Below are 16,613 nucleotides of genomic sequence, written 5' to 3' on the forward strand. Positions count from 1 at the left end.
CCGCGTAACCATCTGCCGCATTGCCTCATTTCGCTGAGCTGCATCCCTATCCGGTTATCATTCAGACGGCCTCGTCATATAATACCCACCTTTAACATTCCCAAACACATTACCACCATCACATGGCTTTCAAACACTGGCTCGCCGCCGCCCGTCCTCGTACCTTGCCGCTGGCCGCTGCGTCTGCATTATGCGGCGGTGTGCTTGCTGCCCTAAATCAGCAAAGCAATCCGCCGGTTTTAGTCTTGTGCGTCATGACCGCCGTCGCCCTGCAAATATTCAGCAATTTCGCCAATGATTACGGCGACGCCTGCAACGGTGCCGACTCATGCCTGCGCAAAGGGCCGAAACGTATGGTCAGCTCAGGAAACATCAGCCGTAATGCCATGAAGTGGGGGTTAACCGTGTCGGCACTGATCTGCTGCCTGTGCGGCCTTGCTTTGTTGGCAGCCGCCCTACCCTCCATCGGCATGGGCGGGCTGCACAATTGGATGTTGTGGCTGCTGCTGGGTGCGGCGGCCATCACAGCGGCTTTTTCCTATACCGCAGGTAAAAAGCCTTACGGCTATATCGGTTTGGGCGACCTTTCCGTTATGGTGTTTTTCGGCTGGGTGGGCGTATTGGGTAGCGAATATCTGCAAACAGGCCGTCTGAATGCCTGGTCGTGGCTGCCTGCTACCGCGCTCGGTTTGTGGTGTGCCATGGTGTTGAATCTCAATAATATGCGCGACATCCGCAGCGATACCGCCGCCGGAAAAATAACCGTAGCCGCCCGTTTGGGATTGCGGCGCGCCAAGTATTACCATGCTCTGCTGCTGGCCGCGGCATATATGATGTGGACGCTGTGGCTGATGCGGCATGTTCACTTGGCCGCTGCAGGCCGTCTGAATGCTTTTTTACTGGCGGCATCACTCATCCACTTGTATTTTCTTAAAAAAGCCCAATCTTGCACGCAGCTCGACAAGCTGCTGCCGCAATGGAGCATCACGATTTTGCTGTGGGTGTTGTTTTTGTGGGCGCATGTTTGACATTTGAAACTTTTGCACCGGCATTCGAACCGCCGGTAATAATTTTCAGCAAAAAGCTTTGATTTGCTGTTAAAATCGATTTTCATTCATTTTTTACACACATTCCTCAAATAGGGAGCAAACGCCATGCAAAACGACGTTTACGATTACACCCAAACCGCCGGCGCGGTGCAGAAAAATACCGTGCTGCGCAAAACCTACAGCCTGCTCGGTCTTTCTTTCATTCCTTGCGCGGCGGGCGCATTTTTGAGCAGCCAAATGGGCTTCAACTTATACGCCATGTTCGGCAACCGCTGGATCGCGTTCGGCGTGGTGCTGGCCTTTTTCTACGGCATGTGCTTCATGATTGAGAAGAACCGTTACAGCAATGTGGGTGCTACCCTGCTGATGGTATTCACTTTCGGTATGGGCGTGCTGATCAGCCCGCTGCTGCAATACAGCCTGAGCTTCAGCAACGGTGCGAAAATCGTCGGCCTTGCCGCCGCCATGACCGCCGCCGTGTTCTTTACCATGGCCGCGATGGCGCGCCGTACCAAAGCCGACATGAATTCGCTCGGCCGCTTCTTGGTGGTGGGTGCGGTTGTGCTGATGGTGGCGGTTGTTGCCAATATGTTCCTGCAAATTCCTGCATTAGGCTTAACCATCTCTGCCGGCTTCGTGATTTTCAGCTCTTTGCTGATTATGTGGAAAATCCGCACCGTAATCGACGGCGGCGAAACCAGCCACATCAGCGCGGCTTTAACCATCTTTATTTCCCTCTACAACATTTTCAGCAGCCTGCTCAACATTCTGCTGTCGTTGGGTGGTGAAGATTAATTGATACCAATCAAAGCCAAAGGCCGTCTGAAGCATTTCAGACGGCCTTTGGCTTTGACATTCGTTTTATCAGGCTTTATCCTGCCAGCCGTACATTCCATCCTGTTTTCTATCTTTTCGACATGACTACACGCCCAATCCGCCGCGCGGTGTATGCCGGCAGTTTCGATCCGCCCACCAACGGCCATTTATGGATGATCAGCCGCGCCCAAGCCATGTTTGACGAACTGATCATCGCCATCGGCGTCAACCCCGAAAAACGCAGCACCTACACCGTTGAAGAACGCCGCGAAATGTTGGAAGCAATCACGAGCGAATTTCCAAATGTGAAAGTTACCGTGTTCGGCAACCGCTTTTTGGTCGATTACGCCGACAGCATCGGCGCGCGTTTTGTGATCCGCGGCATCCGCACCGCATCCGACTACGAATACGAACGCTCGATGCGCTACATCAACAGCGACCTGCAACCCGACATCACTACCGTGATTCTGATGCCCCCGCGCGAATTTGCCGAGGTGTCGTCCACCATGGTCAAAGGCTTGGTCGGCCCCGAAGGCTGGCGCGACATGGTTCGCCGCTATCTGCCCGAACCTGTGTACCGCAAGATTTTGAAAGACCACGAAAACGGCGATTAATGCGCTCGTTTACCATCCAAACCGAAACATTGAAGGCCGTCTGAATGATTTTCAGACGGCCTCGAATATTTTGAAACCCCACTTCCCGACACGCTCCGTAAAAATCTCTCTAAACCCACCGCTTTTCACAACCCTCACTTGCCAAACCGTACAAAACCCCATAAGGTTACATCGGATAACATATAAACAAAAAAGGCCGTCTGAAAACAACGCCGGCCGTCAACACAAAGGAAAAATAATGTCCCGACAACTTACCCAAAACCTTGGGCGCGCGGTGGCCGAAACCATGCTGGCCGGCTTCAACAAGCACTACCGGCTCTACCGCGAAGTCACCGCCCGCGCCAAAGAACTGTTCGAGCAGCGCAACTGGCGCGGCATTCAAGATTTGGTGGCCGAACGCATCCAAATGTACGACCAGCGCGTGCGCGAAGCGGTAGAATCGCTCAACCGCGAGCATGCCGCCACGGCTTTGAACGATGAAGTATGGGCAGCGGCCAAAACCGAATACATCGCCTTGCTGGTCAACCACAAACAGCCCGAACTGGCCGAAACTTTTTTCAATTCGGTTTCCACCAAACTCTTGGCCAAAGAGTATTACAACAATCAGTTTATCTTTGTAAAACCTTCCACCAGCACCGAATATATCGATTCCGACCCGCCCACTTTCTGCTCGTTTTACCCCAGCAAACAAGGGCTGCGCGGCTGCCTTCGCGATATTCTGCACCACTTCGGCTGGAACGTACCGTTTGCCCATCTCGGCAAAGACATCAGCAACATTCTGCGCTCGGCGCGCAAACATTTCCAAGCCGAATGGCCGCCGCAAGAAATGAACCTACATGTGCGCGTGCTGCATTCGCCGTTTTACCGCAACAAAGCCGCCTACATTTTCGGGCAGATTATCAACGGCGGCGTGCGCCATCCCTTTGCCTTGGCCGTGCTGCACGACGAATCAGGCCGTCTGAAAGTCGATGCCGCCCTGTTTGAAGCCCAACAGATTGCCGTGCTGTTTTCATTTGCCCGCGCCTATTTTTTGGTGGACATGCCCGTGCCCAGCGGCTACATCCATTTCCTGCGCGATATGCTGCCGATGCGTTCGCAAGGCGACCTTTACACCATGGTCGGCCTGCACAAGCAGGGCAAAAACATCTGGTGGCGCGAATTTGCCCAACACCTCGAATACTCGCACGACAAATTCATTCTTGCGCCCGGCATCAAAGGGCTGGTAATGAGCGTGTTTACCCTGCCCTCGTTTCCCTATGTGTTTAAAGTGATTAAAGACACCTTCGGCCCGAACAAAGATTTCGACCAAGAATATGTGCGCCAAAAATACCTGCTCGTGAAAAAACACGACCGTGTCGGCCGCATGGCGGATACGCTCGAGTTCGCCAACGTCGCCCTGCCCAAATCGCGCTGCGACGAAGAGTTTTTAGAAGAAATGCGCACGCTCGCACCGAGCCAGTTTGAAGAAAACGATGATTGGGTGATCATCAAACACGTTTATGTCGAATACCGCTTAAAACCGCTCAACCTATTTATGCAGAAAGCCAAACCCGCCGACAAAGCAGCCGCCGTGATCGACTACGGCTACGCACTCAAAGAGCTGGCCTCCGCCAACATCTTCCCCGGCGACATGCTGTATAAAAACTTCGGCATGACCCGTTTCGGCCGCGTGATTTTTTACGACTACGACGAAATCGAGTACATGACCGACTGCAATTTCCGCAAAATCCCGCCCGCACCTAATCCCGAATACGAAATGTCAGGCGAAGTGTGGTATCCGGTGAACAAAGGCGACGTATTCCCCGAAGAGTTCGGCCCATTCCTACTCGGCGAACCCGATGTGCGGCAAGTATTTTTGCAGCACCATAAAGACTTGCTCACCGCCGAATTTTGGCAGGCTAAAAAAGACCGCCTCCAACAAGGCCAATACGACGACTTCTTCCCCTACCCCCAATCGGTGCGCTTTACACCTGAAAAAACCGCCGCAGGGCTGGTTGACGACGCCGATGCTTAAGCCTTCCTAAAATAGACAAAAGCCGTCTGAAAACATAGCTTTCAGACGGCCTCGATATACTTTAAATATCTACGCCCAAGCAAACTCTCTTTTTCCACCTTATTTACAGCAAATCATTCAACACAATCCCGCCGCACTCACTCCGCCGTAAAGGCCGTCTGAAAAACATCGCCGTTGATGTGGATATCCGCCAGATAATCACGGCGGTTTTGCACGCATACGGGCAGACGGATTTGGTTTGCCGCCCATGTGCCGTCTGCTTGGCGAACCAGTTTATAGCGGTTAAAGCCCATGTCCATGCCGCTCATGGAAAAGCTCACAAACACTTCCTGAACCTGCGGCGGCACGTTGTTCACGCGGATATCAAACGGCTGCTTGGCATGCACCCGGTCGCTGAATTTGACGACGGCACCGTTCGGCAGCGTACAGCCTGCATGCACATTACAGTCAGCCTGCGGGATAGCCGTAACATCCGGCTGTTTGCTCTGCCACCACAGCAAAGCCGCCACTTTCACCGCTGCAAATGCGAGCAGCAAAACGGCAATGGTTATTTTTTGACGACGGGTTAAACTGGACATTTTCAGGCGGCCTCAAGCCCATTCGGGTTCTTCATCAATCAATACGGCATGTGCGCCGCGCTCAAGCCATTGTCGGCCGCATTGCTTCACACGCTCTTCATCTGCCAGCACCACCAGCGGCATACTCACTCCTTCGGCCAGCACCGCCGACAATGCGGCGGCAGAATCATCATTCTGCACGCGCCACACCACCACATCGGCATCCTGAACCAACGGCCATTGCTGCGGCTGCGAAATCACCACCCAAACGCTGTCGGTCTGCGGCATCTTGCCTCGGCGGCGTAAGGTTTCTTCATCAATCAACACATGTTTGTGCTGCGGTTCGGCCAATTCAAACGGCACAACGCGGTATTCGCCCATACTGTTTTCGCCGTAAAAACCTGTTTTCAGACGGCCTTTCAATTCGGTAGGTACGGCCAATGCCGCCAGCAACGGGCCGTTGGCGGGCAGCATGGGCGATACGTCAAAATCGCCTGCACGCTGCCACGACCACGCCTGCCCTTCGCGCGATTCAGGCTCACCCGACCATTCGTCGGCCTCTACGCGAAAAAAACGCAAATGCACCCGCGCGTGTTCGTAATCGTGGATTTTGGTCAGCCACGGGCGGGCGCGCCGGATACGGATGCCCAACTCTTCTTCAAACTCGCGCTGCAAGGCATGAAATTCAGTTTCGCCCGCCTCTACCTTACCGCCGGCAAACTCCCAATAGCCGGCATAAGGCTTGCCTTCGGGTCGGGAACTCAACAAATAACGTCCTTGCCGGTCGAGCACCACACCGGCAACCACTTGTACCAAAGGTCGGGGCGAATCCATGTATCAACTACCATAAAATTAAAACGTAAGGCGCAATATACCGAAACCTCAGCCGCGCGTCATCCGTTTGCCGGTTTCGCTCCGAAGAAGGCCGTCTGAAACAAGACCCGAAAACTTCGCCGGAATGTTATCTCTACGGCTGAACTTTTACTACGGCGGTGCTGTTTTGTATTAAAAAATAGGGGCTGTACCGGATAAGCAGCCATAATAAGCTGCTTATCCGGTACAATCCCTTCAGTAAAGTTCGTGTGCTTATTTTTGCAACTTGCCTATACGTTTACAAATAAGGCGTTATGGCTTGTTTCAAAACAGCCGTATCCGTAATCTCGGTAATGTTGGCTTCTCCTAAACGGTTCAAAGCGATGAAACGCATCACCCCGCTGCTGACTTTTTTATCGTGCTGCATGTGGGCAATCCATTTTTCAAAAGCAAATTTAGGCGGTGTGGTAGGAAGATTGGCTTTTTGGATTAGGCTTATCATGCGGTCAGTATCATTTGCGTTCAGACGGCCTAATGCTTCTGAAAGGCGGCAGGCCAAAACCATGCCGGCTGCTACTGCTTCTCCGTGCAGCCATACGCCGTAACCCATTTCAGCCTCAATCGCATGGCCGAACGTATGGCCTAAATTCAGCCATGCACGAATGCCTTGTTCGGTTTCGTCTTGTGCAACGATGTCGGCTTTCATTTTGCAGCAATGATAAACCGCATCGGCAAGTAAAGCCTTATTTTGCTGCATCAGTTCGCTTATGTTCTGCTCAAGCCATGACAAAAAAGCGCTGTCGCCGAGTGCGCCGTATTTAATCACTTCGGCCATACCGGCGGAAAGTTCGCGCGAGGGCAGAGTGGATAAGGTGTTTAAATCGGCGAGCACTGCTTGGGGTTGGTAAAACGCACCTATCATGTTTTTGCCGAGAGGGTGGTTGATGGCTGTTTTCCCGCCCACCGATGAATCGACTTGGCTGAGCAGGGTGGTGGGTATCTGAATAAACGGAGCGCCCCGTTGGTAGGTTGCGGCCGCGAATCCGACAATATCGCCGATAACGCCGCCGCCCAGTGCGATCAGTGTGGTTTTGCGCTCGGCACGGTTTTCCATCAGTCCGTCAAAAATCAGATTGAGGGTTTCCCAATTTTTATACTGTTCGCCGTCAGGCAATATAATGTTGAAACAGTCGATATCTTCTGACGCTAAGGCCGTCTGAAGGGTATTCAAATACAAAGGGGCAATGGTTTCATTGGTAATGATGGCTGCTTTTTTGGTGAGATAAGGCTTCAGAATAGAACCTGCTTGAGAGAGCAGATTTTCGCCGATGAATATGGGATACTGGTGGGATGGAGCAGCTACATTGAGTGTACGCATATTGATGATTCGCTGTAAAAGTGATTAAGCTTAGGCCGTCTGAAAACTGTTGGATAAATGTTTTCAGACGGCCTCTTTATTATGGCCATGCCCGGCTTATTGGTTAGAGATTGGCTGAAAACAAACCGCATAATCTTGGGTATTACATGAAGGGGGTTTATAAGTTTTTATTTTGCCGCTGTTTCAATAGTGTTAAAAGATGTTCGGCAGTTTTATAACAGCTCGGGCGGTTGGCTTCGATAATAATGTGGGCAGTTTCTCGATAAATCTTATCGCGAATACCGTATAGTTCTTGAAGTTTGGCTAAAGGATTTTCTACTCGAAGCAAAGGCCGGTTATTGTCATATCTGGTACGCTCGAGCAATACCTCGGGAGTGGCATGTAAATATACTACTGTGCCGCGTGTGCGAAGGTAATGTTGGTTGTCTTTGCGAAGCACTGCCCCGCCGCCGGTAGCCAACACGATGTTATTCATGGCGGTTAGCTCGTCTATTACGGCAGTTTCTCTGTCGCGAAAGCCTTGCTCCCCTTCTAATTCGAAAATAGTAGGAATCGACACGCCCGTGCGCCTGCAAATTTCTTGATCGCTATCATAGAAAGAACGGCCTAAAACTTGGGCGATATGTTTGCCCATAGTGGTTTTGCCTGCACCCATTAAGCCGATTAAAAATAAATTGCCTGCTATGTTTTCCATAGCAGGCATTGTAAACGAAAATATACATATTAGGTGTTTATTTGCGTTTGTGCGGTTTCAGACGGCCTTAGTAGCGTAAGTTGCTGCCTACGTTGTCCATAATTCGCGGAGTGATGAAAATCAGCAACTCACGGCGTTTTTCGCTGCGGGTGCGTGATTTAAACAGGTTGCCCACAACGGGAATATCGCCCAGCAAGGGTACTTTAGCTACAGTATTACCGTTTTCTTCTTCGTAAATACCGCCGACAATCAAAGTGCCGCCATCTTCAACCATTGCTTGGGTTTGAAGCTGTTTGGTGCTGATACACTTGGTTGTTACACCGCCGGAAATACAGTCGGACGGGCTGTCTTTATTGATTTTAACCGTCATGATTACCTGCCCGTCGGGGGTGATATTGGGCGTAACGGTTAAACCCAACACCGCTTTTTTGAAGGTAATGGAAGTAGCGCCGCTTGAAGTTGCCTCTTCATAGGGGATTTCAGAGCCCGACTCAATCGTGGCTTCTTTACGGTCTTGCGTTAAAACGCGCGGGTTGGAAATAATTTTGCCCCTACCCTGTTCCTGCATTGCAGCCAACTCCAAACCCAATGCGCCTGAAGAAAGTGCACGAACCAGTGCAATACTTGAGGTGGCAGCTGAAACCGGTAAACTGATGTTGGGAGAGAACTCTAACGGTTTAGTCGTAGGGACGGTATTTGCACCGCTCAAAATATGGTTGGTTATTGTACGGTTGTTATCTACTTTAGTGCTGTGGTTGCTTAGTGCATTGTTAAGGTTGGAACCCCAAGTGTTACGGCCTTTGACAGCGTTGTAACCGAATTTTACACCGATGTTGCGCGAGAAAGAGTCTTCTGCTTCCACAATGCGTGCTTCTACCATAACCTGACGTGTCGGTACGTCTAATTCTTCAATCAGTTTTTGGAACTTATGAATAACATGGCGGTTATCGGTAATGATTAGGGTATTGGTAGCCGGGTCGATCAGCGCGCTGCCTCTTCCGCTCAGCAGGCTGTTACGGTCGCTATTATTGCCGCTTTCGTCAAGACGCAGAATTTTACGGAATTCTTCTACGTTTTTGTATTTCAGTTGGAAAGTTTGAGACAACAGCGGACCCAAATCATCAATTTCTTTCTGGGCTTGCAAGGTTGCTTTATCTTTAGCCAATAATTCTTCACGCGGGGCAACGTTGATGATGTTGCCTTGACGGCGCATGTCCAAATTACGAGCTTGCATCACTAAATCAAGTGCCTGATCCCAAGGCACATCTTTGAGCGATAAAGTCATTTTGCCATTCACAGTATCGCTGGCAACGATATTCATGCCTGATTCTTTAGCCAAAATTTGGAGAATGGTTCGCACCTCCACATCTTGGAAATCCAAAGAAATTTTTCGTCCATTAAACGATTTATTTGGCGTATTGGCTAAGCCTTGGGCAGCAATATTGGCTTTTTGGCTGATTTCGAAACTGTAACGGCCATGTGCTCCTTGGGTGCGTACATCCCAGCTGCCTTGATTACGGATGATCAGTTGGGTGTTGTTACCAATGCGTTTGATGGTTACGTTGCGTACCGGGGTGTTGAAATCGGCAACATCCAAACTACGCTGTGCCTGTGTCGGCAATGGATAGTTTTTCAACGTAATGATGATTCTGTCGCTTTGTTTCTTAATTTCAGGTTCGCCGCTGAAAGAAGAAGCATTCAACTCTACGATACCGGAGTTGCGGGTACCTTTACGGAAATCAATGTTGGCTGAAGCCGCAATCTGTTCTTGGCGAGCAGGTGTAGCAACGGGAGCCGGCATTGGTGCTGCGTTTCTTTGCAAAGGCGCGGTATTGCTGGTTTTATTATTAGCTTCGCTGATGTATACCCAAACTTCGTTGCCTTTGATTTCGGTATTGTATTGGCTGGCCTTATTCAGCCCCAAAAGGATACGGGCACGGTCGTCATTTTGTGCCGCTGTAATTTGGTTTAACAGCGGATCGGCGTACTCCAAAACAGGTTGGGGTAATTGGATAGACGTGCCGCTGAAGTCAAGTGCAATGCGGGCAGGCGTAGTGGTTACAAAACCGCGGGGAGATGTAACGTCTTTATCAAATTTGATTTTGATAATTTTCTGATTGTCAGGCAAAGAAGATACGTTGATATCGGTAATATTGCCCGAATATGCCGTCTGAACGGCAAAGCCGAGAGTAATGGCTGAAAGAATCTTTGTAATGTTGCGTGAGTTCATAAGTAATGCCCCTTTAATTGTTGTTTTGAGCTGCATCGCTGCCGTTGTCTGAGCCGCTCAATGGTAGTTCTGCTTTACGGTATGCCCAATTTCCATAACTGTCTTCAACCAGTTCGGTAATCAAAATCTTGTCTGCCGTGATCGATTGGATGCGACCGTGATTTTGCCCGATATAGTTGCCGGGAAGGACAGTGTAAACATGGCCATTGGCTTCAACATAGCCTGAAGTTTGTTTTCCTTTAGTCAGGCTGCCCACATATTTCAGATTTTCAAGGCTGTAGCTTTCGAGAACTTCTTTTGCCCGGTTATTATTGGGTGCGTTTGCACCTTGCTGCATGGCAACCAGCCTTTTGCTGTCGAAGGCATGAAGTCCGCTAAAATTCGGAGCAGTATAGTTTTTTGCTTGGATAGCGGCAGGTGCTTCAAAAGGAATGATTTTTGATTTGGCCTGTTGGCGGGTATCTCGCATCCATTTGGTTAGATCGTCGTGTGAAGATGTGCAGGCCGAAACAGCCAATATGCCTGCGAGTAGTAGTGTTTTTTTCATAATGTTTCTCTCAGGGGTTATTGGGAAGCCTGCGCTTCACTTGCAGCTTTCGCTGCTTCCAATTCAGCAGCCACTTCCTCTGCAGGGCGGGCTTTATAGGTATTGGCAGTTGCACTTAGCGTCAGAAGATTGCTTTTTTCATCTTTGCTGCTGCCTATTTTCAAGGATTCCAAAGTAATAATGCGCGAGAGCTTGCCTACGTCGCGTGCAAATTGGCTGATTTGGCTGTATTTGCCCGTAATGGCTATTTCATAAGGCAATGCTTGGATGGGGCCGTCGTTTACAGGTGTTTGAGGAACAACGCTGTCCATGCGCAAACCATTGGTTGCTCCGGCTTGATGCAGTTCTTGAATGAGATTCGGAATTTCTGCATCGGTAGGAAGCTGTTTGAGCAAAACATTAAATGACGAACGGATGGCTGCCAATTCTTCTTTCAAATTATCAAGGTTGGCGGCTTCAATGCTTTTTTGTGTGTAGGTTTCTTTTAACTCGGTTTCTTTCTGAACCGCGCCGTCCAATGTTTCCAACTGGTTGCTGAACAGTGCTAAATAGCCGGCTGCCAGAACGCTAACCACCACCAAAGATGCCAATACCAGCTTGGCCGGCATACTTAATAAGTGCAGGTTTTTGGTATCAATATTTTTTAGTGTTTTTGCTGCCATGTTATTTTCCCTGTTGGTCGGAAACCGTACCGCTTATGCCCGGAGCAGCGGCTGAAACGTCCGGTAATGTGTAATAAGATTGGTTTAACAGCACTTTAAGTGTAAATTCTTGTGCATTATCTACCTTTTTGATGTTTACCAATTCGGGTTGCATAAAAATGCCTGTACTGGGAATTGATCTCATAAACATGGCAATTTTGTTATCGCTGGTCGCTTTGCCGCTGATGTTGTATGAGGTCGGGCTTTCAGCTGTAATTGCAGTCAGATAAGTACCTTCCGGAATCAGCACATTTAAGGTATCGATAATTTGTGCGGCTTGGAACCGTTTTTCCTGTAACTCTTCAACTTTTTGTTTTCGAGCCAAAAACTCTTCTTTCTCTTTCTTTAATTTATTGATTTCAAGAAGATTTTCATCAAGCTTGGTAATTTCTTGAGAAAGAAAGCCGTTGCGTTCTTCTTGATTGCTGATGGCTCGGTTGATGCCGAAATAGGTCAGCGCAGAAAGGCCGATACCTGTTAACAAGGCAAGCAACATGAGCGATTTAAAGTTTTGTTTTTGCTTCTGCTGAATTTCTTCACGGTAGGGAAGAAGGTTGATTCTGGTTAGTTGAATCATATTAAAGCCCCCTTAATGCCAAGCCGAAGGCAAGAGTTAATGTTGATGCGTCTATTTGTAATTGGGAAATGTCGACTTTACTGCTGTTGGCTGCATATAAAATCGGGTGGATGCATTCGGTTGCCGTATTCGTGTGCGAGAAAATGGTTTCCGCCAATCCGGGTTGTTGTGCCGCCGTGCCGGTAAGCAGGATATGTTTGACGTTCGAATATTGATCGCCGGGTTGGGTAGTGTAGTAAAACTGGAGCACACGTTGGATTTCTTGCGCAACCTGTATATTGAAGCGGTCGGCTACTGCGGATTGGTAGTCGGAAGGCTTGGTGGCGGCATTCATCATTTGCGCAGCTTTTTCTTCGGTAACCTGATAGGTACGCTGGATGAGTTGGTTAAGCTGTTCGGTGCTGACAGTGGTTTCCTGCTTGTAGAGAATCTGGCCATTTTGGGTAATAACGGCATACATTTGAGTGGCATGAATGCCGAATATGGCGATTTTTTCATGCTCCAATTCGGGTGCATGTTGGTTGATCCAAAAAGAAAAAGCATTGTTTTGTGCGAATAAATCGATATCCAATGCAGATAAAGGCATGTCGGCATTGTTAAACGCTTCGATACGCGGTTCTACGTCGTCTTTTTTTGCGGCAGTAAGCAGTACACGGGTGCCGGCCGGAACCACGGATGTACCTATCGTGTGGTAATCGAAGTTCATTTCTTCGATCGGAGCGATTTGTGAAACTTCAAACTCTGCAAAACCGTCCAAGTCTAAGTCCGAATCTTTTTCGTTGTAGACAACGGTTTCAATCGTAACCAGGCTTTGAGGCAGTGCTGCGATGAAGTTTTTAGAAGAGCTGTTGAGCTGCGTATAAGAATGTTGCAGATATGTAACAAGCTGATCGTAATCTTGAATTTTGTTGCCTTTGATAATATTTTTAGGCAGTTTGGTAATAACGTATTTTTCCAACTGAATTTGGTTTAAACTACGGCCTGACAACTGGACCATCTTAATGGCATGTTGGCCGATATCGATACCGACAGCGGAACGGTGGGCAAGGTTGGATGACGTTTTACTATTTGTATTGTTTTGCTTTTTTGTTAATCGCATAATGTAACGCCTTGTGTTTTTGAGAAGAGTAACAGTTTTTATCCGTAACGGATTTCTTCATGGTTTACACAAAAAATAACCGTGTGTTGATGAAATCTTTAGCTATTTTACTTTATTTAATGCTTTTAATGGCAACTTTATTAATTAGTCATGATTAAAAAAATTATAACGACCTGTATTGGTTTGGTTTTAGGTTTATTACTCTTTGTGGTAGGTTTGGTTGCAATTGCCATTCTGATTACATATCCGAAACTGCCTTCTTTAGAAGCGGTTCAGCACTACCAGCCGAAAATGCCGTTGACGGTTTATTCTTCAGACGGCGAAGTTATCGGCATGTATGGAGAGGAGCGGCGGTCTTTTACCAAAATCGGTGATTTCCCCCAAATATTGAAAGATGCCGTTTTGGCGGCGGAAGACAAGCGGTTTTATGACCATTGGGGCGTAGACGTTATCGGCGTGATGCGTGCGGCGATCGGAAACATGACCGGCGGAGTGCAATCGGGTGCGAGTACGATTACACAGCAGGTGGCGCGTAATTTCTATTTGAGTAACGAGCGTACATTTACCCGTAAATTCAATGAGGCACTTTTGGCTTACAAAATCGAAAAGTCTTTAACTAAAGACCAGATTTTGGAGCTGTATTTCAATCAGATTTATCTTGGCCAGCGCGCTTACGGTTTTGCGGCGGCATCTAAAATTTATTTTAATAAAGATGTGAAAGATTTGACGCTTGCCGAAGCAACGATTCTGGCAGGATTGCCGAAAGCGCCTTCGACATTCAATCCGATTGTGAATCCCGAACGTGCCAAGTTGCGTCAGAAATATATTTTGAACAATATGGTTGAAGAGAAGATGATTACGCCGCAGGATCGTGAAAAAGCGTTGGCGGAAAATCTGCACTTCGAACGCCATGTTCAGAAAATAGACCAAAGTGCTTTGTATGTTGCCGAAATGGTGCGCCAAGAGTTGTATGACAAATACGGCGAAGAAGCTTACACGCAAGGTTTTAAGGTTTATACCACGGTAAGTACGGCTCATCAGCGTGTAGCCACCGAAGCTTTGCGTAAAGCATTGAGAGGCTTCGACCAAGGCAGCAGCTACCGCGGTGCAGAGCATTATCTTGATTTAAGCCAAACCGATAATGTGGAAGAAACGGTTGGACAATATCTTTCAACACTTTATACGGTAGACGGTATGATGCCGGCGGTTGTGTTGAATACGTCTAAAAAAGGCGTGGAAATTCAGTTGGCCAGCGGTAACCGCACCACTTTGAGCAATGCCGAGCTGGGTTTCGCGGCAAGGGCGGTGAACAATAAAAAAATGGAAGACGCGCAAATCCGCCGCGGTGCCGTTATCCGTGTGAAGAAAAACGGCAAGCGTTGGTCGGTGGCACAACAGCCGCTGCTTCAAGGTGCATTGGTGGCGTTGGATGCGAGAACCGGAGCGGTGCGTGCCTTGGTGGGCGGTTACGATTTCCACAGTAAAACCTTTAACCGCGCTACGCAGGCTTTGCGCCAACCGGGTTCTTCGTTTAAACCGTTTGTGTATTCCGCCGGCTTGTCGAAGGGCATGACGATGGCTACCCCGTTGAACGATGCGCCGATTTCGCTGCCCGGGCAAGGGCGTAACGGTGCGGCTTGGAATCCTAAAAATTCAGACGGCCGCTATGCAGGCTTTATCAGCATGCGTCAGGCTTTGACTGCTTCTAAAAATATGGTGTCGATCCGTATTCTGATGTCTATCAAAGTGGATTATGCGCAAGAATATATCCAGCGTTTCGGCTTTAAGCCGTCTGAAATTCCTGCCGGTCTGTCGATGGCCTTGGGTACGGGCGAAACCACGCCGATGAAAATGGCCGAGGGCTATACGGTTTTTGCCAACGGCGGTTATAAAGTTTCTTCTTATGTGATCGACCGTATTTATGACGGCCAAGGTCGTTTGCGTGCGCAAATGCAGCCTTTGGTTGCAGGCGAGAATGCACCGCAGGCGATCGATCCGCGTAATGCGTTTATTATGTATAAGATGATGCAGGACGTGGTGCGCTACGGTACGGCAACCCGTGCCAAAGCCTTGGGCCGCTCTGATATCGCAGGTAAAACGGGTACGACCAACGACAACAAAGACGCATGGTTTGTGGGCTTCAATCCCGACATCGTAACGGCGGTTTATATCGGTTACGACAAGCCCCGCAGCATGGGCCGTGCAGGTTACGGCGGAACGATTGCTTTGCCGGTTTGGGTGGAATACATGCGTTTTGCGCTGAAAGGCGTGCCGGTAAAAGGCATGAAAGCACCCGAAGGCATGGTAACCAAAGGCAACGATTATTTCTTGAAAGAGCAGCAGACAACCAACCCCGATTTGCCGCTGGATAACCGTTCAAGCCGTCCGGTGCGCAATGAAGAACGCGATCCGGAAATCGGACAGGCTGCGAAACCCGCCGCACAAAAAGCCCAACCTTCCGACTACGCACCGATCGAACAAGTGGTAGAACCGCTCAACGGCCGTAACGACAGAGGCGGCAATGCGGGCGGCGGAAACGGCGGTCAGGCTCAGCCTGAACCTTTGGCACCCGCGGGTCAATCGTCGAAGCAGTTGGATTCTCTGTTCTGATTCTGTCGAATATGGGATGATTGAGAGTTAAATATTTGATAAGTATGTTAAATAAGGCCGTCTGAAAAATTTTTCAGACGGCCTTTCATGTTGGTTTAAAGTTTCTTGAATTCCCATACCGTACCGTTTGAATGGAAACTCAAATAATACTGTTTGCCCACCGCTTCGATGGTGGCGGTGTGCCAAAAGCGTTTTTGGTTTTTTTCCAGTAACACGAAAGAAACATAATAAGGCTCGGTAACGGCTGCATCCACCGAGCGGGCTTTTTCCGCCCATTGGGCGGCAATGGCTGCGGCGTCTGCAAAACGCACCATAGAGAGAGGGGTGAGATTGGCGGCTACATTCGTTTCGGACGTGAGGCGTAAAGTGTCTGTGTAGCGCCATTTGCCGTGCTCGTAGAGATAATGGTCGATTTGCCCGGGTTTGTGCGGGTTTTGTATGTTCAACTCGATGCGGGGGCGGACACCGCTGAAAAAGTCGATACTTTCAAAGAAAATCAGGCTTTTCCCACGAAATTGGGGAAGGTTTTTTAAAGCTGTTTCGGCAGCTTGCAGCGCTTCGGCATTTTCCAAAAAATTATCTTGGGCAACGACGGCTTCAACTTCGGCAGATGCGGCGGCGGTTTGGGCGCGGGCATTGCTGAAATCGCAGGCATTTAACATAAATGCGCTCAGGCATGCGCATAAAATCAATAATTTGGAAGATTGGTGCATATTGGATTGGCATCGAAAAACGGTTGCCCAACATAACATTGCAGGTTTAAAAAGACAAGCTGCTGCGGCATGAAAGCCTATGCGTTGTATAGACAATCAACTTATTTTTAGGGGCTGTGGTTAAACCGGTTAGCGGAATCGTTCCGTTATAGCAAATAAACTGTATTTCTACTACGGCGTGCGGTCTTGTATCAAAAATAA

The 16,613-nt window shown here is 49.0% G+C and carries 15 protein-coding genes; 5 read left to right on the forward strand and 10 right to left on the reverse strand.

Features of this window, described 5'->3' with window-relative positions; translation table 11 throughout:
- Nucleotides 1–122: 122 nt before the first annotated feature.
- The 4 genes from menA (at nt 123) to aceK (ending at nt 4,493) form a co-directional block, all read left to right on the forward strand.
- Nucleotides 123–1,028: a 1,4-dihydroxy-2-naphthoate octaprenyltransferase gene (menA, locus tag LVJ88_RS10985; RefSeq protein WP_085417887.1), complete on the forward strand. Its 906-nt coding sequence runs from the start codon at nt 123–125 to the stop codon at nt 1,026–1,028.
- Nucleotides 1,029–1,154: 126 nt separating this feature from the next.
- Nucleotides 1,155–1,844, forward strand: a complete 690-nt coding sequence (locus tag LVJ88_RS10990; RefSeq protein ID WP_085355641.1) for a Bax inhibitor-1 family protein — start codon at nt 1,155–1,157, stop codon at nt 1,842–1,844.
- 122 nt (nt 1,845–1,966) lie between these two features.
- Entirely contained in the window at nt 1,967–2,479 is a 513-nt protein-coding gene (gene coaD, locus LVJ88_RS10995) for a pantetheine-phosphate adenylyltransferase (RefSeq protein WP_054599541.1), read from the forward strand.
- 238 nt (nt 2,480–2,717) lie between these two features.
- Nucleotides 2,718–4,493, forward strand: coding sequence for a bifunctional isocitrate dehydrogenase kinase/phosphatase (aceK, locus tag LVJ88_RS11000; protein ID WP_085417886.1), 1,776 nt, complete (start codon nt 2,718–2,720; stop codon nt 4,491–4,493).
- Nucleotides 4,494–4,630: 137 nt separating this feature from the next.
- Here the strand turns inward: aceK and LVJ88_RS11005 are convergent, their stop codons facing one another.
- From LVJ88_RS11005 to pilM, 9 genes are all read right to left on the reverse strand, one after another.
- The gene (locus tag LVJ88_RS11005) at nt 4,631–5,071 is read right to left on the reverse strand and encodes a hypothetical protein (protein WP_085417885.1); all 441 of its coding nucleotides are present in this window, start codon (nt 5,069–5,071) and stop codon (nt 4,631–4,633) included.
- 12 nt (nt 5,072–5,083) lie between these two features.
- Complete coding sequence (locus LVJ88_RS11010) at nt 5,084–5,884, reverse strand: NUDIX domain-containing protein (RefSeq protein ID WP_085417884.1); 801 nt, start codon at nt 5,882–5,884, stop codon at nt 5,084–5,086.
- 277 nt (nt 5,885–6,161) lie between these two features.
- The gene (gene aroB, locus LVJ88_RS11015) at nt 6,162–7,241 is read right to left on the reverse strand and encodes a 3-dehydroquinate synthase (protein WP_085417883.1); all 1,080 of its coding nucleotides are present in this window, start codon (nt 7,239–7,241) and stop codon (nt 6,162–6,164) included.
- A 157-nt stretch (nt 7,242–7,398) separates the two neighbouring features.
- Nucleotides 7,399–7,944: a shikimate kinase gene (locus LVJ88_RS11020; protein WP_085355646.1), complete on the reverse strand. Its 546-nt coding sequence runs from the start codon at nt 7,942–7,944 to the stop codon at nt 7,399–7,401.
- 58 nt (nt 7,945–8,002) lie between these two features.
- The gene (locus LVJ88_RS11025; RefSeq protein ID WP_085417912.1) at nt 8,003–10,165 is read right to left on the reverse strand and encodes a type IV pilus secretin PilQ; all 2,163 of its coding nucleotides are present in this window, start codon (nt 10,163–10,165) and stop codon (nt 8,003–8,005) included.
- A 13-nt stretch (nt 10,166–10,178) separates the two neighbouring features.
- A complete protein-coding gene (locus LVJ88_RS11030; RefSeq protein WP_054599535.1) occupies nt 10,179–10,712 on the reverse strand; it encodes a pilus assembly protein PilP in 534 nt (177 codons plus the stop codon).
- A 17-nt stretch (nt 10,713–10,729) separates the two neighbouring features.
- Nucleotides 10,730–11,374: a type IV pilus inner membrane component PilO gene (locus LVJ88_RS11035; protein WP_054599534.1), complete on the reverse strand. Its 645-nt coding sequence runs from the start codon at nt 11,372–11,374 to the stop codon at nt 10,730–10,732.
- A 1-nt stretch (nt 11,375) separates the two neighbouring features.
- A complete protein-coding gene (locus LVJ88_RS11040; RefSeq protein ID WP_085417882.1) occupies nt 11,376–11,990 on the reverse strand; it encodes a PilN domain-containing protein in 615 nt (204 codons plus the stop codon).
- Between the two features lies 1 nt (nt 11,991).
- Nucleotides 11,992–13,089, reverse strand: a complete 1,098-nt coding sequence (gene pilM, locus LVJ88_RS11045; protein ID WP_054599532.1) for a type IV pilus assembly protein PilM — start codon at nt 13,087–13,089, stop codon at nt 11,992–11,994.
- 150 nt (nt 13,090–13,239) lie between these two features.
- Between pilM and LVJ88_RS11050 the strand changes: the two genes are divergently transcribed.
- The gene (locus LVJ88_RS11050; RefSeq protein ID WP_085417881.1) at nt 13,240–15,699 is read left to right on the forward strand and encodes a penicillin-binding protein 1A; all 2,460 of its coding nucleotides are present in this window, start codon (nt 13,240–13,242) and stop codon (nt 15,697–15,699) included.
- Between the two features lie 95 nt (nt 15,700–15,794).
- On the opposite strand, the gene LVJ88_RS11055 is transcribed toward LVJ88_RS11050, so the two are convergent.
- The gene (locus LVJ88_RS11055) at nt 15,795–16,412 is read right to left on the reverse strand and encodes a hypothetical protein (RefSeq protein WP_085417880.1); all 618 of its coding nucleotides are present in this window, start codon (nt 16,410–16,412) and stop codon (nt 15,795–15,797) included.
- Between the last annotated feature and the right edge of the window lie 201 nt (nt 16,413–16,613).

The organism is Neisseria dumasiana (genome assembly GCF_022870885.1).
GTDB classification, from domain to species: Bacteria; Pseudomonadota; Gammaproteobacteria; order Burkholderiales; family Neisseriaceae; genus Neisseria; species Neisseria dumasiana.

Bases quoted from the DNA above. Each gene is read 5' to 3' on its own strand.
- pilM (WP_054599532.1), bottom strand. From the start codon at position 13,089: ATGCGATTAACAAAAAAGCAAAACAATACAAATAGTAAAACGTCATCC.
- LVJ88_RS11030 (WP_054599535.1), bottom strand. From the start codon at position 10,712: ATGAAAAAAACACTACTACTCGCAGGCATATTGGCTGTTTCGGCCTGC.
- aceK (WP_085417886.1), top strand. From the start codon at position 2,718: ATGTCCCGACAACTTACCCAAAACCTTGGGCGCGCGGTGGCCGAAACC.
- LVJ88_RS11050 (WP_085417881.1), top strand. From the start codon at position 13,240: ATGATTAAAAAAATTATAACGACCTGTATTGGTTTGGTTTTAGGTTTA.
- LVJ88_RS11010 (WP_085417884.1), bottom strand. From the start codon at position 5,884: ATGGATTCGCCCCGACCTTTGGTACAAGTGGTTGCCGGTGTGGTGCTC.
- LVJ88_RS10990 (WP_085355641.1), top strand. From the start codon at position 1,155: ATGCAAAACGACGTTTACGATTACACCCAAACCGCCGGCGCGGTGCAG.
- LVJ88_RS11040 (WP_085417882.1), bottom strand. From the start codon at position 11,990: ATGATTCAACTAACCAGAATCAACCTTCTTCCCTACCGTGAAGAAATT.
- LVJ88_RS11035 (WP_054599534.1), bottom strand. From the start codon at position 11,374: ATGGCAGCAAAAACACTAAAAAATATTGATACCAAAAACCTGCACTTA.
- LVJ88_RS11025 (WP_085417912.1), bottom strand. From the start codon at position 10,165: ATGAACTCACGCAACATTACAAAGATTCTTTCAGCCATTACTCTCGGC.
- aroB (WP_085417883.1), bottom strand. From the start codon at position 7,241: ATGCGTACACTCAATGTAGCTGCTCCATCCCACCAGTATCCCATATTC.
- LVJ88_RS11005 (WP_085417885.1), bottom strand. From the start codon at position 5,071: ATGTCCAGTTTAACCCGTCGTCAAAAAATAACCATTGCCGTTTTGCTG.
- LVJ88_RS11055 (WP_085417880.1), bottom strand. From the start codon at position 16,412: ATGCACCAATCTTCCAAATTATTGATTTTATGCGCATGCCTGAGCGCA.
- menA (WP_085417887.1), top strand. From the start codon at position 123: ATGGCTTTCAAACACTGGCTCGCCGCCGCCCGTCCTCGTACCTTGCCG.
- coaD (WP_054599541.1), top strand. From the start codon at position 1,967: ATGACTACACGCCCAATCCGCCGCGCGGTGTATGCCGGCAGTTTCGAT.
- LVJ88_RS11020 (WP_085355646.1), bottom strand. From the start codon at position 7,944: ATGCCTGCTATGGAAAACATAGCAGGCAATTTATTTTTAATCGGCTTA.